The following is a 21,579-nucleotide window of genomic DNA, read 5'->3' on the forward strand; positions in this document are numbered from 1 at the left end:
TGCCCCAGCCCCATGTGAAGGCCGGGTCCGTGTCTCAGCCGGCACAGAAGGCCGCATAGTCGATGTACCCGGGAAACGCGCGACCGGGCGCGCAGACCGGGCAGTCGGGATCGGGCGACAGCCGTGTTTCGCGGAACCGCATCTGCAGCGCGTCGAACTGCAGCAGGCGCCCGGTCAGGGGCGCGCCGATGCCGAGCAACAGCTTCAGCGCCTCGGTGGCCTGCAGCAGGCCGATCACGCCCGGCAGTACGCCGAGCACGCCGACCTCCGAACAACTGGGCGCGGCCCCGGGCGGCGGCGGCTCGGGGAACAGACAGCGGTAGCACGGCGCCTGGCCACGGTGACGGCCGGCATCGAACACGCTGACCTGGCCGTCGAAGCGGTGTACGGCGCCGTAGACCAGCGGCACGCGGTGCAGCACGCAGGCGTCGTTGAGCAGATAGCGCACCGGGAAGTTGTCGGCGCCGTCCAGCACGAGGTCCACTCCATCGAGCAAGCGCTCGACGTTCGCGCTGGTCACCCGCTCGGCCACCGGCTCGATGCGCGTGCGTGGATTCAATGCGCCGAGCGTCGTGGCTGCCGACTGCACCTTGGGCTGGCCGATCCGGTCTTCGGCATGCAGGATCTGCCGTTGCAGGTTGCTGCGGTCGACCACGTCGTCGTCGGCGATCCGCAGGGTGCCGACGCCGGCCGCGGCGAGGTAGTACGCCGCCGGCGAGCCGAGGCCGCCGGCGCCGATCATCAGCACCGACGCTTCGCCCAGCCGCCGCTGTCCCGCCAGCCCGATCTCCGGCAATTTCAGGTGCCGCGAGTAGCGCTCGTGGAAGTCGAGGTCCACGTCGCCCTCGGGCAGCACCGTCGGCAGGCCGTCGGCCTGCCAGGCGCTTGTCCCACCCGCGACGGACGCGACGTCCGCATAGCCCAGCGCCGCCAGGGTTTCCGCAGCCTGCAGCGAGCGACGCCCGCTCTGGCAGATCAGCAGCAGCGGCGCCTGCAGATCCGGGGCATGCGCCAACGGCGCGGCTTCCAGAGTGCTGCGGTCGACGCCTTCGGCGCCCTCGGCCATGCCCGTCGCCCGCTCGTGCGCCTCGCGCACATCGATCAGGCGCACGCCCTGCTGCTGGCGTTGCCGGGCCTGCGCCGGCGTGAGTTCTTGGACGGGCATGCCGCGATTATCGCGCAGACGGCGGCCCTGGCGGCCGCCCGGCGGTGTGCCTAGTACTGCAGGACCTCGACCACCGTGCCGGCGTCGTAGTCGCGCGCACCGGCGTCGAGCACGATCAGCACGTCCGAGTCGGCGGCCGCCTGCATCCGGTGCGACCCGTCGGCAGGGTTGGGCTCGACCCGGGAAACGCCTTCGGCATCGATCCACCAGCGTCCGCGCAGCAGTTCCAGCCGCTCGTGGCGCTTGGACCAGTCCGACGCGAGGCGCGCCCGTCGGAGCGGATGCGGCGCCCTGCCCTGCAGGCCGTCCACGAGGCGACGGCCGAGCGCGAGCCAGGTCGCCAGTACCGACACCGGATTGCCGGGCAGGCACAGGAACAGGGCCGGGCCGAGCGTGCCGCCTTCCGCCAGCAGCACGGGCATGCCCGGCTTCATCATGACTTTCCACATCCGCACCCGAGCGCGGCGTTGCAGCAGTTCGGGCAGCAGATCCTTCTCGCCCGCCGACACGCCGCCGCAGGTCAGCACCAGGTCGAAGGCTTCTCCGGCGTGGCGCAGCGCGGAGGTGACCTGCGCAGCGTCATCGGGCAGGGTCGGGAACGCGACCGGCTCCAGACCTTCGGCGCGCAGCAACGCCATCAGCTGATCGCGGTTCGAGTTGTAGATCTGCCCGGGACCGAGCGACATGCCCGGCTCGACGAGCTCGTCGCCGGTCGCGAACACCGCGATCGTCGGCCGCCGCACGACCTCGAGCTGGGCCAGCCCCTGCGAGGCGGCCAGGCCGATCCGCGCGGGGGTCAGCACATCGCCCGCACGCAGCAGCAGATCGCCGATGTTCGAATCCTCGCCGGCGCGGCGCACATGCTGCCCGGGCCTCGGTGCGACCTGGACGATGACCGTGTCGCCCTCGAGCGAGGTGTTCTCCTTCATCACCACGGTATCGGCACCGGATGGCATCGGCGCGCCGGTGGTGACGCGCACGCATGTACCCGCCTCCACGGCGAGCGCCGCATCGGGTCCAGCGAACTGCTCGCCGGCCAGGCGCAGCCGCGTCGGCGCGCCCTCGGGCGAGAGATCCTCATGCCGCAGCGCGAAGCCGTCCATCGCCGAGTTGTCGAACGGGGGCTGGGCCATCGTGGCGATCACGTCGCGCGCCAGCACGTGTCCATGTGCGCGCGACAGGGACAGCGTCTGCGGCTGCAGCCGGCGCTCGACCGCCACCGCGTCGACGATCGAGACCGCTTCTCCAAAACTGATCCGGAACGGGAAATCGACCGTCGGAGCGTCAGTCGGGGGCGATACCGGCATCATCGAGATCCTGGGGCGTGTTGAGGTTGCCGAAGCGTACACCGTGGAAATCCACGCGCTTCATGCCGAGCGCCTGCTGCAGATTGCGCACCGCATGATCGCCGGATGCGAGCGCGTGCCCTGCACCTGCGCGCAGCGCGGCCACATTCCACAACGCGACCAGCGGCTGCACACCGTCGGCATCGCAGGCGAAGGCGCCGTGCGTGCCGGCGTGATGCATCAGCGTGCGCAGCAGGCAGTCGTTGACCTCGATCAGGTCCACCGGCAGCGTCATCAGCCATGGCGTGCCCGCGGCGCCGGCCAACGCATCGAGCCCGGACATCGGTCCGGCATCGGCGATCCGGTCCGGCACTGCGTCGAGCCCGTGCGCGGCATAGCGCGGCAGGTCGCGGTTTGCGCTGACGAGGAAGGCACCACCCTGCGCGGCGAGCCGGCGCTGCCAGCGCAGGATCTGCGGCACCCCGCCACGCTGCAGCCAAGCCTTGTCACGTCCGTCCAGGCGCGAGGCACGGCCACCGGCAAGGATGCCGATGGTGACCTCGGGAAATACCGGTGCGAGCGGCGGCGACGTCATCGCGGCCGAATGCCCCGAGCCCGCCTCACTTGCGCTTGACGTGGCGGATCAGCCGCTTCTTCTTCGCCAACTGGCGATCCGACAGCACGTTCCTCTTGTCCTTGAACGGATTGTCGCCTTCGCGGAACAGCAGGCGCACCGGCGTGCCGACGAGCTTGAAACGCTTGCGGAAGAAGTTCTCCAGATAGCGCTTGTAGCTGTCGGGCAGCGTCCGCAGGCGGTTGCCATGCACGATGATCGTCGGCGGATTCTCCCCGCCCGGATGCGCGAAGCGCATCTTCGGCGCATGGCCGCGCACGACCGGCGGCGGATTCGTTTCGTAGGCGATCTCGATCGCCTTGGTGACCTCGGCGGTGCCGAACTTGTAGTTGGCCGACGCGTGCGCGCGGTGGATCGCCTGGAACAGCTCGCGCAGGCCCGAGCCGTGCTTGGCACTGATGCGGATCGTTTCGGCCCACGGCACGAAGGCCAGCTTGCGAGAGAGCAGCGCCTCGGTCTGTTCGCGCTGGTAATCGCTCAGGCCGTCCCACTTGTTCACCGCGACCACGAGCGCGCGGCCGGAATCGAGCACCGCGCCGAGCACGCTGGCGTCCTGGTCGGTGACGCCCTCGCTGGCGTCGATCATCACCACCGACACCTGCGAGTGCTCGATCGCCTGCAGGGTCTTGATGATCGAGAACGTCTCCACCGCCTCGTCGACCTTCGACTTGCGGCGGATGCCGGCGGTATCGACCAGACGGTACTTGCGTCCGTCGCGCTCGAGATCGACCTCGATCGAATCGCGCGTGGTGCCGGCGACTTCCGAGGCGATCATCCGCTCCTCGCCGAGGATGCGGTTGACCAGGGTCGACTTGCCCACGTTGGGGCGACCGACGAAGGTGACGCGGATGCGGTCGGGATCGCTGTCGAGCTGCTCGGATGTGCCCACTTCCGGCAACCGTTCGAGGATCTCGTCGACCAACTCGTCGATGCCGTGCCGGTGCGAGGACGAGATCGCATGCACGTCGCTGAAGCCGTAGCGCGAGAACTCCGCCTCGGCCGCGCGCGAATCCAGGCCGTCGGTCTTGTTGATGACCAGGAAGGTGGGCTTGTCGATCTTGCGCAGCCAGCGCAGGATCTCGTCGTCGAGCGCCGAGGCGCCCTCGCGGCCGTCGACCACGAACAGCACCAGATCCGCCTCCGCAGCCGCGGCGCGCGACTGCTTCGCGGTCGGTCCGGCCAGGCCCTCGCTTTCCAGATGGACGTTCTCGCCGGCAATGCCGCCGGTGTCCACCAGGGCGAACGGCGCATCGGGGTTGAGCCGGCAAATGCCGTAGTGGCGGTCACGCGTGACCCCCGGCTCATCATGGACGAGCGCGTCCCGGGTACGGGTCAGCGCGTTGAACAGCGTCGACTTGCCGACGTTGGGGCGGCCCACGAGGGCGACGAGGGGAAGCATGCGGCGTGTTCCGTTCGAATGGGGCTGGAAAAGCGTGCGCCCGGGCGGGCCCAGAAGCACACGGCCCCGGGCAGATGGCTGCCCGGGGCCGTCATTGTCGCATCTGCGGCTGGCTTACTGGGCCAGACGCCAGGCAGTGACGTCGCCGTCGGTGTTCTGGACGACCAGGATGCCGTCGGAGACGACCGGCGCGCCGCGGATGGGATCACGACCGGCGCGCTGACGCGCGGCAAAACTACCGTCATCCAGGCGCAACCAGTGCAGGTATCCGTCGAAATCGCCGACTACCGCATAGTCGCCCTGGATCGCCGCGCCGCTGAGATTGCGACGCGCCAGTGCAGGCTGCTGCCACGCGGCGGTGCCGCTGTACTTGTCGAGGCCCCACACCGTGCCGTCGGCATCGGTCACCACCAGCCGCTGGGGCGCCAGCGCCGGGCGATTGGAACCGCCGTGCTCGCTGACCCAAAGCGGGCGGCCGCTGGGGCCTTCCAGCGCCATCGTGCGGTGCCGGTAGCTGCTAGCGAACAGCACGGCGTCGTCGAGCACCGGGGTGCCATCGACGTCGGACATGCGCTCGAGTTCAGTGCGGCCGTCCGGCTGGGCGATGGCCTGCTCCCACAGGACGCGACCATCGGCCAGCGACAACGCGGTCAGCGTGCCGTCGTCGTTGCCGACGAAGACGAAGCCCGGCCCGAGCGCAGGCGCGTCGTTGCCACGCACGCTCAGCGACGGCAGTTCACGCACCCAGAACCAGCGACGTTCGCCAGTGGCGGCGTCGAATGCGGTGATGCGCCCGTCGTTGGAGCGCACCAGCACCACGCCCTGGCCGATCGTCGGCGCGGCGATGACCTCGTTGTTGACCTTCGCGGTCCAGCGCTCGGCGCCGGTAGCGGCATCGAGCGCAACCACCTCGCCGTCCAGGCTGCCGGCCACGACCAGGCCGTCGCCCACGCCCGGACCGCCGCTCAGGCGCAGGTCGGAGGGGTGCTGCCAGACCGATGCGCCGGTCTGCAGGTCGAATGCGCGCACGCCGCCCTTGATCGCGGCGACGTAGACCCGGCCGTCGGCAACCGCCGGCCCCTGGCGTACGCCCAGACGGCCCTCGCCCTTGCCCGCGTTCGCCGACCACAGTCGCGACACGGTGACCGACGGCGTGATATCGGTCAGCGGTGCAGGTTCCGACAGGGCCTTGGCCTGTGCCTTCTCGCTGTTTCCGAACCAGCCGCGCACGGTGCTGCAACCGGTCACGGTCATCACGCAGAGCGCGATCGCCGCGATCCGCGCAAGGCGGGCCGGGGCGCGGGGGAATGCGTCGCGCGCGATCTGTTCGATCATCAGGATTCAACCTCGGGTTCGTCCGGCGTACCGCCGACTTCGGAAAGCTTGAGCTCGAGCAGCCCACGCTGGGGGGCGGCGCTGTCGAGCTCGCGCAGAGCCTGCGCGTAGTCCGCGCGGGCCTGTTCGGTTTGATGGAGGGCGAAATGGGCATCGCCCCGGGCTTCCAGCGAGACCGCGTCGCTGGCACCGGCGAGCAGCTTGAGCGCATCTTCCCCGCGACCGGCATCGATCAGCAGGCGCGCGAGGCGCTGCTGCACCACCGCCGCCACGCCCGGCTGGGCGCCATCGGCCACTTCGAGCGTCGCGATCGCAGCATCGCGATCACCCTTCTCGACCTGCGCCTTCGCCAGCTGCAATGCGCCCAGTTCGCTGTATGCGCTGTCCGGCAGCCCGGCCAGCGTCTGCGATGCCTTGTCGAGATCGCCCGAACGGATGTCCAGCAGCGTGCTCTGGTAGGCCGCATGCTGGGCCACGGCCGCGGCATGGGCCCTGTCCTGCCAGTAGTGATAACCGCCGAACAGCGCGGCTCCGACCACGACGCCGCCTACCAGTCCCAGACCGTTGTCGCGAAGCCAGGCCTTGACCCGCTCCCCCTGTTCGCGCTCGTCCAGCAACTCGTCAATCGCCATATGGTCTCTACGCCCGCCTTGGAAGGCGGGTCAAACTGAGGAAAGAATGATCGCGGGACCACGCGTCGAAGCGGTGGTCCCGAACGCGGAGGCAGCCGGTCCGGATTACTCGGACACAGGCGCCAGTGCGCCGTCGGAGGATACCGCAAAGCGCGCCACGTTGGCCCGCTGGAACCGGGACAGATCCTGAACGTTCCCGTCATGCAACACGTCAACGGCGCTGGCGTTGCCCAGCTTGACGCGGGCTACCGAGCCGACGGCGAAGCGCCGCTCCTGGCCCGCCCGGACAAGCGTCTGTTCGAGCTGCTTGCCATCGTGGCCGATGACCTCGAGCCAGCTGTCGCCGCTGAAACGCAGCAGCAGCTCCGACCCGGCCGTGGGCCCGACCTCCTCGGGGGCCGGCTCGGCGCGATTGCGCTTGGGCATCGCACCGAGCGAGGCGGTCACCGGCGTCGGACGCACGGAACGCTGCGCCTGCCCGACCTCGGCGTCCCCGAGCCCGAGCGAAGCGATCTCGGCCGGGCGGCGGTCGTCGACATGGGTCCGCGTGGCCACCCAGACCGGCACCGCGATCAACGCGGTGATCACGACATAAACCGCGCGACCCATGGCCTTGTCGAGCATGCGCTGCATCGGCGGAGTGTAGGTACGAGGGGTCAGCGCCGGCGGCTCGGCGGACACGGCATCAGGCACGGTATCGGCGAGTGACTGCGGCAGCTGCAGCAGGCGCAGGTAGCTGCGCAGCTGGCCCCGCACGAAGACCGGCGCGCCCAGCCGCGCCCAGTTCCCGGCTTCCAGCGCCTCGACCACCCGGATCTGCATGCGCAGGCGGGTCGCGGCCTCCGCGACCGTCAGGCCCGCCTCCATGCGCGCATCGCGCAGCTGCTCTCCGACCCCAGGCGATGACGCTGGCAAGGTCTGGTGCGAAGAACTCATGGCGGATTCGTTTCCCTGGTCTGGAGGTACGGCGCGGCCGGGAAATCGTCCCGGAGGCGTCGCTGGTAACGTTCGGCGGCCCCTGAATCGCCGAGGGCGGTCTCGATGCGAGCCGCCAGCTGCAATGCTGCCGCAGTTGCAGGTGCCGCGGCAAGCAGTCGTTGCGAAAAAGCTCGCGCCTCGAAATGACGCTGCCCCGCTTCGAGATACCGGGCCATCCCATCGAGCGCGACCACGTTGACCGGATCGACCTCAAGTGCGGCGCGCAGATCGCGCTCGACGCGGTCGAGGTCACCTGCGGTCATCGCGCAGACGCCGGCATTTGCCAGCGCACCCGACGGGTCGCCATAGCCGGGATCCCGCACCGCCGTGTCGAAATACGACAGCGCCTCGGCGGCCCGGCCGTTGCTGCAGAGCCAGACGCCATAGTTGTTCAGATAGGCGCCGCGAACAGGTTGGCTCTCGGCCGCGGCCCGATAGTGGCTGCCCGCCTTCGCGCCCTGCCCCTGTCGATCCTCGATCACCGCCAGCAGCGTATGCGCATCCGCCGCCACCGCTTCGCTGCGCAGCGCTGCGCGGGCCGATGACGCCGCGGTCTTCAGATCCCCAGTGTCGTACGCGCGCCGCGCAAGGGCGAGCTCGTTGCGGGCCGCCTCATTGCGGCGCGACTCGGGGGTACCGCTGATGTTGTAGGTGCGTGCTTCGGAGCGGTAGTCGCCCTTGCCACTGGGCTTGACGAAGTCGAGGCGCGAACAGCCGGCCGTGGCCAGCACGCAGAGGGCGAGCAGGACTGCCTCAGGCAGCCGCGTCGGCACCGGAACCGCCCTGCGCGTCGAGGCGCTTGAGATGCTCGGCCTGGCGCCGCGTCCGATCGGCCACCTGGCCCTTGAGCTGTCCGCAGGCCGCATCGATGTCGTCGCCGCGGGTACGACGTACCGGCGCGATCCGGCCCGATTCGTTGAGCAGCTTCTGGAAGCGGCGGATCGCCGCGTCATCGGGACGCGCGTACCGGGTGCCCGGGAACGGGTTGAACGGAATCAGGTTGACCTTCGCCGCGTCCTTCATCTGCAGGCGGTTGTCGAAGTCGCGCATCAGCCGCACCAGATCGCGGGCGTGCTGGGGCTGGTCGTTGACGTCCTTCATCAGCGTGTACTCGAAGGTCACCGACGCGCCGCGCTTGCGTTCGGCGTAGCGCACGCACGAGTCCATCAGCTGGGCGATCGGGTACTTCTTGTTGAGCGGTACGAGCTCGGTGCGCAGCGCGTCGGTCGGCGCGTGCAGCGAAACCGCCAGCGACACGTCGCTGACCTCGCCGAGCTTGTCGATCATCGGCACCACGCCGGCGGTCGACAGCGTGACCCGCTTGTTCGCCAGCCCGTAGCCGAGGTCGTCACGCATGATGCTCATCGCGCGCACGACGTTGTCGAAATTCATCAGCGGCTCGCCCATGCCCATCATCACGACATTGGTGAGCTTGCGCTGCTTGTGCGGAATATTGCCCAGGTGCCGCGCCGCCACCCAGACCTGGCCGATGATCTCGGCGGTCGACAGGTTGCGGTTGAAGCCCTGGGTCGCGGTGGAACAGAACTGGCAGTTGAGCGCGCAGCCCACCTGCGACGACACGCACAGCGTGCCGCGCCCCTTGTCGGGAATGAACACTGTTTCGATGGCGTTCTTGCCATCCATCGCCAGCAGCCACTTGTGGGTGCCGTCGGTGGATGGCTTTTCGAACTGCACCTGCGGCACGCGGACTTCGGCATGCGCCTCGAGCTTGGCGCGCAGCGCCTTGCCCAGGTCGGTCATGTCGTTGAAGTCGGTGACGTACCGGTGGTGGATCCACTTCATGATCTGGTGGGCGCGGAAACGCTTTTCGCCGAGGGTCTCGGCGAAAAAGCGCTCCATGCCCTCGCGGTCGAGGTCGAGCAGGTTCTGCTTGGCGACGGTGGCGTCGATGGCGACCTCGGTCACGATGGCATCCCTCAGCGGGAGACGACTTCGTCGTTCTTGAAGAAGTACGCGATCTCGGTCTGCGCGTTCTCGACCGAATCCGAGCCGTGGGCGGCGTTGGCGTCGATGGAGTCAGCGAAGTCGGCGCGGATCGTACCCGGCGCGGCGTCCTTGGGATTGGTGGCGCCCAGCAGATCGCGGTGCGCGGCGACGGCGTTCTCGCCTTCCAGCGCCTGGATCATCACCGGGCCGGAGGTCATGAACTCGACCAGCGCATTGAAGAACGGACGCTCGCGGTGCACGGCGTAGAAGCCTTCGGCCTCTTCGCGGGTCAGCTGCTTGTACTTGGCGGCCACGATCTTCAGGCCCGCCTTCTCGAAACGGGTGTAGATCTCGCCGATCACGTTCTTGGCAACGGCGTCGGGCTTGACGATGGACAGGGTGCGCTCGAGCGCCATCTGGTGTTCTCCGGAAATGATGAGGGCCGCAGCGTGGGCAGCGGCCGGATCTGCATGGAAAAACCCGCGCCAAAACGCGGGTTTAGCCAACAAGGCTGCGGCGATTCTAACGTATCTGCCGGCACTTACCCAGCCGCGCCGTCCAGACCGGTCATTGACGCGTCAGTCGCCCTGGGCCTAGGATCCAAACAAGCGTTTGATCGAGCCGATACCGACATGACGAGAACGGCCCAGTTCTCCACCAAAGACAAGATCCTTGGCGCGGCCGAGGAACTGTTCGCCACCCATGGATTCGCCGGCACCTCGCTGCGCCAGGTCACCGGGCGCGCGGACGTCAATATCGCCGCGGTCAACTATCACTTCGGCAGCAAGGAGAACCTCGTCAACGAGGTGTTCCGTCGCCGCATGGACGAGATGAGCGCGCAGCGCCTGGCCCAGCTCCGGCGCGCCATCGCCGATGCCCCGGGCGAGATCGAGCCGATCATCGCTGCGTTCGTGGAGCCCGCCCTGGACATGGCCAGCGGCCGCGCCGGCAGCGGCGCCTTCGTCCGGGTGATCGCGCGGGCCTATGTCGAGAAGAACGACGCGCTGCGCAAGTTCCTGTCCGAGCAGTATGGCCATGTGCCACGGGAGTTCGCGGCGGCGCTGGCGCCGTGCCTGCCCTCGCTCGGCAAGGCCGAGCTCTATGGACGCCTCGACTTCCTCGCCGGCGCCCTGACCTATGCAATGGCCGATTTCGGGCTGATCAAACGCCCGCCGGGCACCACCGAACACGCGCACCGCACCCGCATCGCCAACGAGCTCATCGCGTTCGCGGCCGCTGGGTTTCGCGCCTGACTGTCAGTCCGGCCATGCCGGATTTCTTTCGAAACAAAGGGATGGAGCAAATGTCTGAGAAACTGCTTGTACGCCGTGCTGCGGTCCTCGGGGCCGGTGTCATGGGCGCCCAGATCGCCGCGCATCTGACCAACGCGGGCATCGACACGGTGCTGTTCGACCTGCCGGCCAAGGACGGCGACAAGGACGGCGTGGTGCGCAAGGCGCTGGCGAACCTGTCCAAGCTCAGCCCCGCGCCGCTTGCCGCGAAGTCGCTGGCCGACAGGATCGTCCCGGCGAACTACGAAACCGGCTTGGCGGAGCTCGAGAACTGCGACCTGATCATCGAGGCCATTGCCGAGAGGATGGACTGGAAGCAGGACCTCTACCGAAAGATCGCACCCCACGTGGCGGCGCACGCCGTGCTGGCGAGCAATACTTCTGGCTTGGGAATCAATGCCTTGGCGGACGTTCTTCCCGAGGAACTTCGCCATCGTTTCTGCGGGGTGCACTTCTTCAATCCGCCGCGCTACATGCATCTGGCCGAGTTGATCCCCGCCCGTACCACTGACAAGGCGGTGCTCGAAGGCCTCGAGACCTTCCTGACCACCCAGCTCGGCAAGGGCGTCGTCTACGCCAAGGACACCCCCAACTTCATCGGCAACCGGATCGGAGTCTTCTCGATCCTGTCGACCATCCACCACACGCAGGAGTCGGGCCTCGGCTTCGATGAGGTCGATGCGCTGACCGGCCCCCTGCTCGGCCGCCCGAAGTCGGCGACCTACCGCACCTCGGACGTGGTCGGCCTGGACACCATGTCGCACGTCATCAAGACGATGGCCGATACGCTGCCGCAGGATCCGTGGCACAAGTATTTCGCCGCACCCAGGTGGCTGACTGCGCTGATCGACAAGGGCGCGCTCGGCCAGAAGACCGGTGCCGGCATCTTCCGCAAGGCGGGCAAGGACATCCTGGTCCTCGATCTGGAGAAGCAGGACTACCGCCCCTCCGACCGCAAGGCCGCCGATGAGGTCGTCGAGATCCTCAAGACCCGGGATCCGGCCGAGCGCATGGCGAAGCTGCGCGCGAGCGACCACCCGCAGGCGCAGTTCGTCTGGGCGATCCTGCGCGACCTGTTCCACTACAGCGCGGTGCACCTCGAGGAGATCGCCGAGACCGCCCGCGACGTAGATTTCGCGATCCGCTGGGGCTACGGCTGGCAGCAGGGGCCGTTCGAACTGTGGCAGGCCGCGGGCTGGAAGCAGGTCGCCGACTGGATCGCCGAGGACATCATCGCCGGCAAGACCATGAGCAGCGCACCACTGCCCGACTGGGTGTTCGACGGCCGCGAGGGCGTGCACGCCGCCGAGGGCAGCTACAGCCCGGCCAAGAACGCCAAGCTGCCGCGCTCGGCCCTGCCGGTCTATCGCCGCCAGCGCTTCCCCGATCCGCTGCTCGGCGAGCGCTTCGACCAGGGCGAGACGGTCTACGAGAACGACGGCATCCGCCTGTGGACCGATGGCGACGATATCGGCGTGATCAGCTTCAAGACCAAGATGCATACGGTGTCCGACCATGTGCTCGACGGCATCCAGGAAGCGATCGGCATCAGTGAGCGCAAGTTCAAGGGCGTGGTGATCTGGCAGCCGAAGGAGCCCTTCTCTGCCGGGGCCGACCTCGCCGGTGCGCTGGGCCTGCTGCAGGCCGGCAAGGTCGACGCGTTCGAGGCGATGGTCGAGAACTTCCAGGCGACCAGCCAGCGCATCAAGTACTCGCTGGTGCCGGTGGTTGCGGCCGTGCGCGGCATGGCGCTGGGCGGCGGCTGCGAGTTCCAGATGCACAGCGCGCGTACCGTCGCGCACCTGGAGAGCTACATCGGCCTGGTCGAGGCCGGGGTCGGCCTGCTCCCGGCCGGCGGTGGGCTGAAGGAACTGGCGGTGCGTGCGTCGGAGGCCGCAGGCCCAGGCGGCGACGTGTTCGCCGAGCTGAAGAAGACCTTCGAGACCATCGCGATGGCGAAAGTGTCCAATTCCGCGGTCAACGCCAAGGAACTCGGACTGCTGCGCGCCGACGACATCGTGACCTTCAACGCGTATGAGCTGCTGCATGTCGCCCGTCAGCAGGCGGCTGCGCTGGCCGAGTCCGGCTACCGTCCGCCGATGCCCGCGCGGTCCATCCGTGTGGCCGGCGACGTCGGCATTGCCACCTTCAAGATGCTCCTGGTCAACATGCTCGAGGGCCGCTTCGTCAGCGAGTACGACTACGAGATCGCCGAGCGCATCGCGACCGTGCTCTGCGGCGGCGATGTGGACCGCAACGCGGTCGTCGACGAGAACTGGCTGCTCCGCCTCGAGCGCAAGCACTTCGTCGAGCTCGCCCAGCAGGACAAGACCCAGGCACGCATCGGCCACATGCTCAAGACCGGCAAGCCGCTCAGGAACTGAGGTCCGGGCGCCGCCTGCGGGCGGCGCGCGTTCCGCTTCCCGAACCTCGACATCGAATTCCGGAGTTTTCAATGACCAAGCAGATCCAGGACGCCTACATCGTCGCCGCCACCCGCACCCCGGTCGGCAAGGCGCCAAAGGGCGTATTCCGCAATACCCGTCCCGACGACATGCTCGCGCACGTGCTCAAGGCCGTCGTCGCGCAGGCGCCGGGCATCGACGTCAACCGTATCGACGACGCCGTGATCGGCTGCGCGATGCCCGAAGGCGAGCAAGGCATGAACGTGGCGCGCATCGGCGTGCTGCTGGCCGGCCTGCCCGACACCATCGCCGCGCAGACCATCAACCGTTTCTGCTCGTCCGGCCTGCAGGCGGTTGCGCTGGCGGCGAACGAGATCCGCCTCGGCAATGCCGACCTGATGCTCGCCGGTGGCACCGAGAGCATGAGCATGGTGCCGATGATGGGCAACAAGGTCGCGCTCTCCCCGAGCGTGTTCAAGGACGACCACGTCGCCATCGCCTACGGCATGGGCATCACCGCCGAGAAGGTCGCAGAGGAATGGAAGGTCTCGCGGGAAGACCAGGATGCATTCGCCCTCGCCTCGCACCAGAAGGCCATGGCGGCGATCCAGGCCGGCGAGTTCAAGGACGAGATCTCGCCCTACGAGATCGTGTCCCACCAGCCTGACCTGGCCGGCAACACCGTGCGGCTCAGGAAGCTGCTGGTCGACACCGACGAAGGTCCGCGCCCGGACTCGTCCATCGAAGGCCTGGTCAAGCTGCGCCCGGTGTTCCGCAACGGCCAGTTCGGTGGCAGCGTGACCGCCGGCAACAGCTCGCAGATGAGCGACGGCGCGGCCGGCATCCTGCTGGCCTCCGGACGCGCGGTGCAGGACTACGGCCTCAAGCCGCTGGCCCGCTTCGTCAGCTTCGCCGTCGCCGGCGTGCGCCCGGAAGTGATGGGCATCGGGCCGATCGCGGCGATTCCCAAGGCGCTGGCGCAGGCCGGGCTGACCCTCGACGACATCGACTGGATCGAACTCAACGAGGCCTTCGCCGCGCAGGCGCTGGCGGTGATCCGCGACAGCAGGCTTGATCCGGACAAGGTCAACCCGCTGGGCGGTGCGATCGCGCTGGGTCATCCACTGGGCGCGACCGGCGCCATCCGCACCGCGACCATCGTCCACGGCATGCGTCGTCGCAAGAAGCGCTACGGCCTGGTGACGATGTGCATCGGTACCGGCATGGGCGCGGCGGGCGTGATCGAGGCGCTCTGAGTCCGGCAGCGCGGCGAATGCCAACATGAGCCCCGGCTCGCGCTGGGGCGAATGTTCGACGCGTCGCGCGATCGTTCAATCAGGCACCCTCGCCGCAGCACAGTGGCGAGCATCCGGCTACGTAATGCGGACGTCTTGATCCGCATTGCGGCACGCCCGGACCGCTTGCGATCGCAATGCAAAAAAAAAGCCCCGGCACTGCCGGGGCTTTTCTTGTCGACTCGCGGCAGCGTGCCGGGCAGGCTACCGCGCGTCCGACCGACTGCAGTCCATTACGACTGCAGCGGAATCACACGGATCTCGACCCGGCGGTTCAGTGCACGACCCTGTTCGGTGCTGTTGTCGGCCACCGGACGGTTCTTGCCGAAACCGACGATTTCGAAGCGCTGACGCAGCAGGCCCTGGCCGATCAGATAGTTGCCGACCGAATTGGCGCGCTGTTCCGACAGCCGCTGATTGACCGCGTCGCTGCCGACGCTGTCGGTGTGACCGGAGACTTCCACCATCGTCTGGTCGTACTCGGCGAGGGTGCGCGCAACGTTGTTGAGCGCCGGGTAGAACTGCGGCTTGAGATCGGCCTTGCCGAAGTCGAAGGTCACGCCGTCGGGCAGGTTGAGCTTGATGACATCGCCCTCGCGATCAACCTGGATGCCGGTGCCCTGCGTCTGGCGACGCAGTTCCGCTTCCTGGCGATCCTGATACGCGCCGACCGCGCCACCGGCGAGACCACCGACGCCTGCCCCGACCATCGCACGCTGGCGGCGCTCGGTGGCGTCACCGCCACTGAGCAGGCCGGCCACCGCGCCGATTCCGGCGCCGATCAGGGCATTGTTCCGGGTGCGGTTCGGATCGTCGGGCGACTGCGTCTGACCCGTATAGGTGGCGCAGCTGGTGAGCAGCATCGCGCCGGCGAGTGCAGTGGTAAGGCCTGCGGTATTGAGTCTACGCATTGGTGTCGGTCTCCTGGTTCCGGGCGGATGCCCGGCAATTCATCGGCGCCGAAATTAGCGTGTTCAGAATGCACGGGGAGTGACGGTAGTTTTCCAGCGAGGGGCCCCGTTCAGCCAAGCAGCGGGTATGCGGCGCTGCATCGAGAACGTGCTCGCCGAGACGGAACACAGCCCTTTGGGCGCGACGCCATGCTTGCGGCTGAAGCGACCCTCCGCGCGCCAACGGGCGCACTCAGCGCGAACGCTGGTAGGCGGCGAGTGCCGCCTCCCGCCCGCCGGCGAGATCCACGACCGGCGCCGACGGGTAGCCGGGCGCAACGCGCTTCAGCACATCGGGCGCGGTCCATGGGCTGAAACGCAGCGGCACCGGAATCCCGGCCAGTTCCGGCAGCCACTTGGCGATGTATGCGCCGGCGGGGTCGAACTTCTGCGCCTGGGTCACCGGATTGAAGATGCGGAAGTACGGCGCGGCGTCGGCACCGGTGCCGCCGATCCATTGCCAGCCGAGGGTGTTGTTGGCGAGGTCCGCATCCACCAGCGTGTCCCAGAACCAGCGCGCGCCTTCGCGCCAGTGGACACGCATGTGCTTGCACAGCCAGCTGCCGACGATCATGCGTACGCGGTTGTGCATCCAGCCCGTGCTCCACATCTCGCGCATGCCCGCATCGATGATCGGCACGCCGGTGCGCCCCAGATGCCACGCTTCGATCAGGGCGGAGGCGTCACGCGCCCAGGGGAAGCGCGCGAAGCGCGGATTGAAGTCCTGTTCGGGCGTATGCGGGAAGTGGTGCAGCAGGTGATGGCCGAACTCGCGCCAGCCCAGTTCGCGGATGTAGGCATCGATATCCGGCGCCGTCGCGGCGGTGCGGCCGGCCTCGATCGCGGCCACGACCCGCCAGGGCGCGATCTCGCCGAAGTGCAGATGCGGCGACAGGCGCGACGTGCCCACCCGGTCGGGCCGGTCACGACCGGCGCTGTAGCCGCGCAGCGCGCCATCGATGAAGATTTCGAGTGTCTCCGACGCGCCCGCTTCGCCCGGCTGCCACAGCGGCCAGAAGTCCGCGTCCCAGGGACGCGCCGGCCGCAGACCCAGCGCGTCCAGCGCGACGCCTGCCGGCCCGGCCTCGCTCGACGGCAGCGTTCGCGGTGCCTCCCACGGCGTCTGCAGCCGCCACTCCGACAGGGCCTTGCGCCAGAACGGGGTGAACACCTTGTATGGCCCGCCCTGCCCGGTCTGCAGCGCCCACGGCTCGAACAGCAGCGCGCCATTGTGGCTCTCGGCGCGCACGCCCGATCCACGCAACGCCGACTTGATCAACGCGTCGCGCGTCTCGATCCGCGGCTCATAGCGCCGGTTCCAGAACACTGCCTGCGCCTCGCAGGTGTCGACCAGCGATTGCAGCGTCGCCAGGCTCGGACCGTGGAACAGCCGCAGGCGGCTGCCACGGCGACGCAGTTGCGCGTCGAGGGCGGCCAGCGAACGGTGGCGCCAGGCGTTGGAGGCCGCGCCAGGCGCCCAGGTGCCTTCCTCGTCCGGCGCGTGGATGTAGACGCACACCGGCGCGAGGTCCGCGTCGAGCGCGGCGCGCAGCGCCGGGTTGTCGTCGAGCCGCAGGTCGTTGCGGAACCACACGATCGCCTGTGCCATGCGCGCTCCTGTTGCGCCCCTGCGGCGCGGCTGTGATTGGACCGCGCCGGGCCATGCGCGAGAAGGCGGCAGGCGCGACGCAGTGCCGACATGTCCCTGCGACCATGACGGAAGCTGCGGGCAGGATCGGTCACAATAACGGCCCGGCCCTCAGGCCGCGTCAGAGACCCGATTGCCGCCGTGACCGCCTCCCCCTTCCCGCTCGAACCCACACCGGCCGAGGCGCAGCGCGCGATCGCCGAGGAATTCGCGTTCTTCAGCGACTGGTCGGAACGCTACCAGTACCTGATCGATCTGGGTCGCAAGCTGCCGCCCTTCCCCGATGAACTCAGGACCGAGGCCAACCGCCTGCAGGGCTGCCAGTCCATGGTCTGGATCGTGCCGTCCGGTGATGCCGGGCGCCTGGACTTCGCCGCCGCCAGCGATTCGGCGATCGTCTCGGGGCTGATCTATCTTGCGCTGCGGGTGTATTCGGGACGCAGTGCGCGCGAGATCGTCGACACCGACGCGGACTACATCGCAGACATCGGCCTGGCCAAGCACCTGTCGCCGACCCGCAGCAACGGACTGGCGGCTTTGCTCGCGGTCATCCGCGAACGGGCCCAGACCGAACTGGCGTGAGAAGACGCTCCGACGCCGCGCCTGCCGAAAGCCGCGCGGCGCCGCTGCGCAACCCCGGATTCCGGCGCCTGCTCGGCTATCGGATCTTCACCATCCTGTCCTACCAGATCGTCGCGGTCACCGTGGGCTGGGAAATCTACGCGCGTACCGGAGACCCGTGGATGCTCGGGCTCGTGGGGCTTGCGGAAGTGCTGCCCTACTTCTGTGTGGCGCCATTCGCGGGGTATCTGGTCGACCAGTTGCCTCGCCGAAAACTCGGCATGGCCGCCGCGGCCGCACTTTCCATCACACCGCTGTTGCTGGCGATGCTGGCGCTCGGCGTCTTCGAAGGCAGCATCTGGCTGATCTATCTGCCGATCATGCTGACCGGCATGGTCCGGGCATTTCTCGGGCCGGTCTACAACGCGCTGTTCGCGCGGGTGTTGCCGCGCGATCAGTTCGTGCGCGGCGCGAGTCTCGGCAGCATCGCCTTCCAGGCCGCGGTCGTGGTCGGCCCGGCGATCGGCGGGTTCGTCGTGGGCTGGGCGGGCACCGCCGCGGCGTACCTGCTGGCCTCGGCGCTGGCCCTCGTGGTGATCGCGTTCCTCGCGCGCATGCAGGTCACCGAACCCGCACCGCAGCTGCAGCGCGCGCCGATCTTCGCCAGCATCGCCGAGGGTGGACGTTTCGTGTTCGGGCACCAGATCCTGCTGGCTGCGCTGGCGCTGGACATGTTCGCAGTGCTGTTCGGCGGTGCGATCTCGCTCGCGCCCGCCTTCATCCACGACGTCCTGCGCTACGGTCCCGAAGGCCTGGGCATCCTGCGCGGCGCGCCCGCTCTGGGTTCGGTCGCGATGGGTATCTGGCTGGCGCGCCATCCCATCCAGCGCAACGCGGGGCGCATCCTGCTGTTCGCGGTTGCGGGCTTCGGGCTGTGCATGGTCGGCTTCGGCCTGTCGACGGCGTTCTGGCTGTCGGCCTTTTTCCTGCTGCTGTCGGGCATGTGCGACGGCATCTCGGTGGTCATGCGCTCGACGATCATGCAGTTGGCGACCCCGGATCACATGCGCGGACGCGTCTCGTCGATCAATGGTCTGTTCGTCGGCTCCTCGAACGAGATCGGCGCGTTCTACATGGGCTCGATGGCGCGCCTGCTCGGGCTGGTGCCGGCGGTGGTGCTCGGTGGCTTCGTGACGATGGGGGTGGTCGCGACGACCGCCTGGCGGGCGCCCAGACTGCGGCGGCTCGACCTGCGCGATCTGCAATGAGCGCCCGCGGATCGGACAGCCAAGAAAAAAGCCCGCTTGCGCGGGCTTCCTTCGTCAGCGCCGAGGCGCGGTGATCACTCGCCCATCTGCTTCTGCAGGTGTTCCCAGCGCTCCTGCTCGTCGATGGTGCGCTCGGCGGTCAGGCGTGCCTCGAGGCGATCGAGACCGATCTCCTCGCCCGAGTCCACGCTGTAGCCGTATTCGCCCGAATCCACGCGCTTGAGCGTGCTGTCGATCTTGCCGATCAGCTTGCGGTAGCGATCGCGGGTACGCAGTTCGAGCGAGTTCTCGGTTTCACGGGTTGCGCGCTCGGCTTCGTCGCCGACGTCACGGACCTCGTCCTTGAGGTTTTCGATCGTCTGCTTCGATTCCTCCACCAGATCCGCGCGCCAGTTGAGCAGGCGCTGGCGGAAATACTCGAGCTGCAACGGGCTCATGTACTCCTCGTCGGCGCTGGGCTTGTAGCCCTGCGGAAGAATGGGACGACCTGTTTCTGCATCGGTCTTGTACTGCACGACCTTCACCTTTGTTCTTGGCGCCGGAACCTGCTGGCGCGCAACGCCCGCGACGGCGACCTTGCCGGCCGGACGTGGACGCTTTGTGGGAGTGGATGCCGGCGCCGGTTTCGGCGCGGCGGTTTTCGCCGGGGCGGAAGCCGTCTTCGGGGCCCCCGCCTTCGGTGCGGCAACCGGCTTGTCGCTGATCGACTTCGCCGGTGCCGTCTTCTTTGCGACGGGCGTCTTCGCAACCGCGGGAGCGGCTGCGGGCTTCGGCTTCGTCGCCGGCTTGGCGGCCGCGGTCTTTGCCGGAGCCGCTGTCGCCGTCTTCTTCGCAGGTGCCTTGGCGGGTGCGGTCTTCGCCGAAGCCGCCTTTGCCGTATTCTTCGCGGGTGCCTTGACAGGCGCAGTCTTGGCCACCTTCTTCGCAGGCGCCTTGGCCGGTGCCTTGCTCGCAGCCGGTTTGGCGGGCGCTTTCTTCGCCGCAGCCTTGCTGGCGGGGGCAGCCTTCTTCCCGGCAGGCGCTTTCGCTGCGGGCTTGACGGCCTTCTTGACGGCCTTCTTTGCGGGTTTCTTGACTGCCACGAGCTGCTTTCCTTGTCATTCCCTTGGGCGGGGAAGCGGCGTGTTATACCCTGCCTAACCCTGCAGCGGCAACCGCCCCCACCCCTGTGTTCATCGCCCTCGCCGACCTGTCGTGATCGCGCGCCTGCTCATCCTCGTGTTGCGCGGCTACAAGCGCTTTGTCAGCCCCCTGCTCGGCCAGCGCTGCCGTTTCCATCCCAGCTGCTCGAGCTACGCGATGGTTGCCCTCGCCCGTTTCGGCGTGCTGCGGGGCGGCTGGCTTGCGCTGCGCAGGCTTCTCCGCTGCCATCCCTTGCATCCGGGCGGACACGATCCCGTGCCGATGCCGAAACTGGACCCCCGAGCATGACTTCGACCCTGATCCGCAACGCACGCCTTGTCAACGAAGGCCGGATTTTCGATGGTGACCTGCGTATCGGCGCCGACGGCCGCATCGCCGCGATCGGCAGTGCACTGGACGCGCGCAGCGGCGACACCGTGGTCGATGCGGCCGGCCGCTGGCTGCTGCCGGGCATGATCGACGACCAGGTGCACTTCCGTGAGCCGGGCCTGGAACACAAGGCCGACATGGCGACCGAGTCGGCCGCCGCCGTCGCCGGCGGCCTGACCAGCTTCATGGACATGCCCAACACCAGCCCGCCGACGCTCAGCGCCGACGTGCTGCAGGACAAGTACGACCGCGCCGCCGGCCGCGCCCGGGCCAATTACGGCTTCTACATGGGCGCGAGCAACGACAATCTCGACCACGTGCGTCGCATCGATCCACTGACCACGCCGGGCGTCAAGGTGTTCATGGGTGCGTCGACCGGGAACATGCTGGTCGATGATCCCGACACGCTCGACGGCATCTTCCGCGAAACGCCGGTCCCGATCATCACGCACTGCGAGGACACGCCGACGATCGACGCGATCCAGCGCGAGTACGTGGCGAAGTACGGCGAGGACATCCCCGCCGAATGCCACCCGGACATCCGTTCGCGCGAGGCCTGCATGAAGTCGACGCAGCTGGCGCTTTCGCTGGCCCGCCGCCACGACACCCGCCTGCATGTGCTGCACATCTCGACCGCAGACGAACTGGCGCTGTTCGAGCGCGGTCCGCTGGTCGATGCCGCGGGCCGCCTGCGCAAGCGCATCACCGCCGAGACCTGCATCCACTTCCTGCGCTTCGACCGCGCCGACTACGCGCGCCTGGGTCATCTGATCAAGTGCAATCCCGCGATCAAGGACGCCTCCGACCGCGAGGCGCTGCTGCGCGCGCTGGCAGACGACGTCATCGACGTGCTGGCCACCGACCATGCGCCGCACCTGCTGAGCGAGAAGGAAAACCCGTACACGCGCGCGCCGAGTGGCCTGCCACTGGTGCAGTTCGCCCTGGTCGCCGCGCTCGAGTGCGTGCACGAAGGCCATTTCGACATCACCCGGGTCGTGCAGAAATTCGCGCATGCGCCGGCGCAGCTGTTCGATGTCGCCGAGCGCGGCTTCCTGCGCGAGGGTTACTTCGCCGACCTGGTCATGGTGGAAGACGTCCCCTTCACCGTGCAGCGCGAGCAGGTGCTGTCGAGGTGCGGCTGGTCACCGTTCGAGGGCACGACCTTCCGCTCGCGCATCGCCTCGACCTGGGTCAACGGCCGCCTCGCATGGGATGGCAGCCAGCTCGTCGGTGAGCCGGCCGGGCAGCGTCTCGCCTTCGCCCGCTGAGAGC

Annotated in this window: 20 protein-coding genes; 7 read left to right on the plus strand and 13 right to left on the minus strand. The window is 68.3% G+C overall.

What is annotated here, in order from left to right; all coding sequences use genetic code 11:
• Window positions 1-34: 34 nt before the first annotated feature.
• The 10 genes from moeB to ndk all read right to left on the minus strand — a co-directional run bounded on the left by moeB (window position 35) and on the right by ndk (window position 9,792).
• Window positions 35-1,165: a molybdopterin-synthase adenylyltransferase MoeB gene (moeB, locus tag EGK76_RS06135; protein WP_123831978.1), complete on the minus strand. Its 1,131-nt coding sequence runs from the start codon at window positions 1,163-1,165 to the stop codon at window positions 35-37.
• A gap of 50 nt (window positions 1,166-1,215) precedes the next feature.
• A complete protein-coding gene (glp, locus tag EGK76_RS06140) occupies window positions 1,216-2,472 on the minus strand; it encodes a gephyrin-like molybdotransferase Glp (RefSeq protein ID WP_123831979.1) in 1,257 nt (418 codons plus the stop codon).
• Complete coding sequence (locus EGK76_RS06145) at window positions 2,450-3,046, minus strand: molybdenum cofactor guanylyltransferase (RefSeq protein ID WP_123831980.1); 597 nt, start codon at window positions 3,044-3,046, stop codon at window positions 2,450-2,452. Before EGK76_RS06145 ends, glp begins: the two co-directional genes overlap by 23 nt.
• Window positions 3,047-3,071: 25 nt before the next feature.
• A complete protein-coding gene (gene der / locus EGK76_RS06150) occupies window positions 3,072-4,484 on the minus strand; it encodes a ribosome biogenesis GTPase Der (RefSeq protein WP_123831981.1) in 1,413 nt (470 codons plus the stop codon).
• 114 nt (window positions 4,485-4,598) lie between these two features.
• Window positions 4,599-5,819 carry an outer membrane protein assembly factor BamB gene (bamB, locus tag EGK76_RS06155; RefSeq protein ID WP_123831982.1) on the minus strand — a complete coding sequence of 407 codons (1,221 nt, stop codon included), beginning with the start codon at window positions 5,817-5,819 and terminating at the stop codon, window positions 4,599-4,601.
• Window positions 5,819-6,451: a tetratricopeptide repeat protein gene (locus EGK76_RS06160; RefSeq protein ID WP_096298242.1), complete on the minus strand. Its 633-nt coding sequence runs from the start codon at window positions 6,449-6,451 to the stop codon at window positions 5,819-5,821. Before EGK76_RS06160 ends, bamB begins: the two co-directional genes overlap by 1 nt.
• A gap of 105 nt (window positions 6,452-6,556) precedes the next feature.
• Entirely contained in the window at window positions 6,557-7,387 is an 831-nt protein-coding gene (locus tag EGK76_RS06165) for a helix-turn-helix domain-containing protein (protein WP_123831983.1), read from the minus strand.
• Window positions 7,384-8,202: a type IV pilus biogenesis/stability protein PilW gene (gene pilW / locus EGK76_RS06170; protein ID WP_233580175.1), complete on the minus strand. Its 819-nt coding sequence runs from the start codon at window positions 8,200-8,202 to the stop codon at window positions 7,384-7,386. The genes EGK76_RS06165 and pilW overlap by 4 nt, the downstream gene beginning before the upstream one ends.
• Window positions 8,183-9,355 carry a 23S rRNA (adenine(2503)-C(2))-methyltransferase RlmN gene (rlmN, locus tag EGK76_RS06175; protein WP_255409774.1) on the minus strand — a complete coding sequence of 391 codons (1,173 nt, stop codon included), beginning with the start codon at window positions 9,353-9,355 and terminating at the stop codon, window positions 8,183-8,185. Before rlmN ends, pilW begins: the two co-directional genes overlap by 20 nt.
• A gap of 11 nt (window positions 9,356-9,366) precedes the next feature.
• Window positions 9,367-9,792 (minus strand): nucleoside-diphosphate kinase, encoded by a 426-nt coding sequence (gene ndk / locus EGK76_RS06180; protein WP_123831985.1) that lies wholly within the window; start codon window positions 9,790-9,792, stop codon window positions 9,367-9,369.
• 216 nt (window positions 9,793-10,008) lie between these two features.
• Here ndk and EGK76_RS06185 point away from each other — a divergent pair, with 216 nt between their 5' ends.
• The 3 genes from EGK76_RS06185 to EGK76_RS06195 all read left to right on the plus strand — a co-directional run bounded on the left by EGK76_RS06185 (window position 10,009) and on the right by EGK76_RS06195 (window position 14,329).
• Window positions 10,009-10,629, plus strand: a complete 621-nt coding sequence (locus tag EGK76_RS06185; protein ID WP_123832084.1) for a TetR/AcrR family transcriptional regulator — start codon at window positions 10,009-10,011, stop codon at window positions 10,627-10,629.
• A 50-nt stretch (window positions 10,630-10,679) separates the two neighbouring features.
• Entirely contained in the window at window positions 10,680-13,052 is a 2,373-nt protein-coding gene (locus EGK76_RS06190) for a 3-hydroxyacyl-CoA dehydrogenase/enoyl-CoA hydratase family protein (RefSeq protein ID WP_123831986.1), read from the plus strand.
• A 71-nt stretch (window positions 13,053-13,123) separates the two neighbouring features.
• Entirely contained in the window at window positions 13,124-14,329 is a 1,206-nt protein-coding gene (locus tag EGK76_RS06195; protein ID WP_123831987.1) for an acetyl-CoA C-acyltransferase, read from the plus strand.
• 272 nt (window positions 14,330-14,601) lie between these two features.
• Here the strand turns inward: EGK76_RS06195 and EGK76_RS06200 are convergent, their stop codons facing one another.
• Complete coding sequence (locus EGK76_RS06200) at window positions 14,602-15,231, minus strand: OmpA family protein (protein ID WP_233580203.1); 630 nt, start codon at window positions 15,229-15,231, stop codon at window positions 14,602-14,604.
• Window positions 15,232-15,511: 280 nt separating this feature from the next.
• Window positions 15,512-16,927 carry a deoxyribodipyrimidine photo-lyase gene (locus EGK76_RS06205; RefSeq protein WP_096298228.1) on the minus strand — a complete coding sequence of 472 codons (1,416 nt, stop codon included), beginning with the start codon at window positions 16,925-16,927 and terminating at the stop codon, window positions 15,512-15,514.
• Window positions 16,928-17,107: 180 nt separating this feature from the next.
• Between EGK76_RS06205 and EGK76_RS06210 the strand changes: the two genes are divergently transcribed.
• Window positions 17,108-17,548, plus strand: coding sequence for a SufE family protein (locus EGK76_RS06210; RefSeq protein WP_096298226.1), 441 nt, complete (start codon window positions 17,108-17,110; stop codon window positions 17,546-17,548).
• Window positions 17,545-18,795, plus strand: a complete 1,251-nt coding sequence (locus EGK76_RS06215) for an MFS transporter (protein WP_096298224.1) — start codon at window positions 17,545-17,547, stop codon at window positions 18,793-18,795. Before EGK76_RS06210 ends, EGK76_RS06215 begins: the two co-directional genes overlap by 4 nt.
• A 74-nt stretch (window positions 18,796-18,869) precedes the next feature.
• Here EGK76_RS06215 and dksA read toward each other — a convergent pair whose 3' ends face one another.
• Window positions 18,870-19,877 (minus strand): RNA polymerase-binding protein DksA, encoded by a 1,008-nt coding sequence (dksA, locus tag EGK76_RS06220; protein ID WP_096298222.1) that lies wholly within the window; start codon window positions 19,875-19,877, stop codon window positions 18,870-18,872.
• A 112-nt stretch (window positions 19,878-19,989) separates the two neighbouring features.
• Here dksA and yidD point away from each other — a divergent pair, with 112 nt between their 5' ends.
• Window positions 19,990-20,226 carry a membrane protein insertion efficiency factor YidD gene (gene yidD / locus EGK76_RS06225; protein WP_096298220.1) on the plus strand — a complete coding sequence of 79 codons (237 nt, stop codon included), beginning with the start codon at window positions 19,990-19,992 and terminating at the stop codon, window positions 20,224-20,226.
• On the plus strand, window positions 20,223-21,575 hold the full coding sequence (locus EGK76_RS06230) for a dihydroorotase (RefSeq protein WP_096298218.1): 1,353 nt from the start codon (window positions 20,223-20,225) through the stop codon (window positions 21,573-21,575). The genes yidD and EGK76_RS06230 overlap by 4 nt, the downstream gene beginning before the upstream one ends.
• Window positions 21,576-21,579 lie beyond the last annotated feature (4 nt).

This window comes from Luteimonas sp. 100069 (assembly GCF_003813845.1).
Lineage (GTDB): Bacteria > Pseudomonadota > Gammaproteobacteria > Xanthomonadales > Xanthomonadaceae > Luteimonas > Luteimonas chenhongjianii.

What these genes read in the sequence shown, in the direction of transcription:
- moeB (WP_123831978.1), bottom strand. Translation starts at nt 1,165, where the DNA reads ATGCCCGTCCAAGAACTCACGCCGGCGCAGGCCCGGCAACGCCAGCAG.
- glp (WP_123831979.1), bottom strand. Translation starts at nt 2,472, where the DNA reads ATGCCGGTATCGCCCCCGACTGACGCTCCGACGGTCGATTTCCCGTTC.
- EGK76_RS06145 (WP_123831980.1), bottom strand. Translation starts at nt 3,046, where the DNA reads ATGACGTCGCCGCCGCTCGCACCGGTATTTCCCGAGGTCACCATCGGC.
- der (WP_123831981.1), bottom strand. Translation starts at nt 4,484, where the DNA reads ATGCTTCCCCTCGTCGCCCTCGTGGGCCGCCCCAACGTCGGCAAGTCG.
- bamB (WP_123831982.1), bottom strand. Translation starts at nt 5,819, where the DNA reads ATGATCGAACAGATCGCGCGCGACGCATTCCCCCGCGCCCCGGCCCGC.
- EGK76_RS06160 (WP_096298242.1), bottom strand. Translation starts at nt 6,451, where the DNA reads ATGGCGATTGACGAGTTGCTGGACGAGCGCGAACAGGGGGAGCGGGTC.
- EGK76_RS06165 (WP_123831983.1), bottom strand. Translation starts at nt 7,387, where the DNA reads ATGAGTTCTTCGCACCAGACCTTGCCAGCGTCATCGCCTGGGGTCGGA.
- ndk (WP_123831985.1), bottom strand. Translation starts at nt 9,792, where the DNA reads ATGGCGCTCGAGCGCACCCTGTCCATCGTCAAGCCCGACGCCGTTGCC.
- EGK76_RS06185 (WP_123832084.1), top strand. Translation starts at nt 10,009, where the DNA reads ATGACGAGAACGGCCCAGTTCTCCACCAAAGACAAGATCCTTGGCGCG.
- EGK76_RS06190 (WP_123831986.1), top strand. Translation starts at nt 10,680, where the DNA reads ATGTCTGAGAAACTGCTTGTACGCCGTGCTGCGGTCCTCGGGGCCGGT.
- EGK76_RS06195 (WP_123831987.1), top strand. Translation starts at nt 13,124, where the DNA reads ATGACCAAGCAGATCCAGGACGCCTACATCGTCGCCGCCACCCGCACC.
- EGK76_RS06200 (WP_233580203.1), bottom strand. Translation starts at nt 15,231, where the DNA reads ATGCTGCTCACCAGCTGCGCCACCTATACGGGTCAGACGCAGTCGCCC.
- EGK76_RS06205 (WP_096298228.1), bottom strand. Translation starts at nt 16,927, where the DNA reads ATGGCACAGGCGATCGTGTGGTTCCGCAACGACCTGCGGCTCGACGAC.
- EGK76_RS06230 (WP_096298218.1), top strand. Translation starts at nt 20,223, where the DNA reads ATGACTTCGACCCTGATCCGCAACGCACGCCTTGTCAACGAAGGCCGG.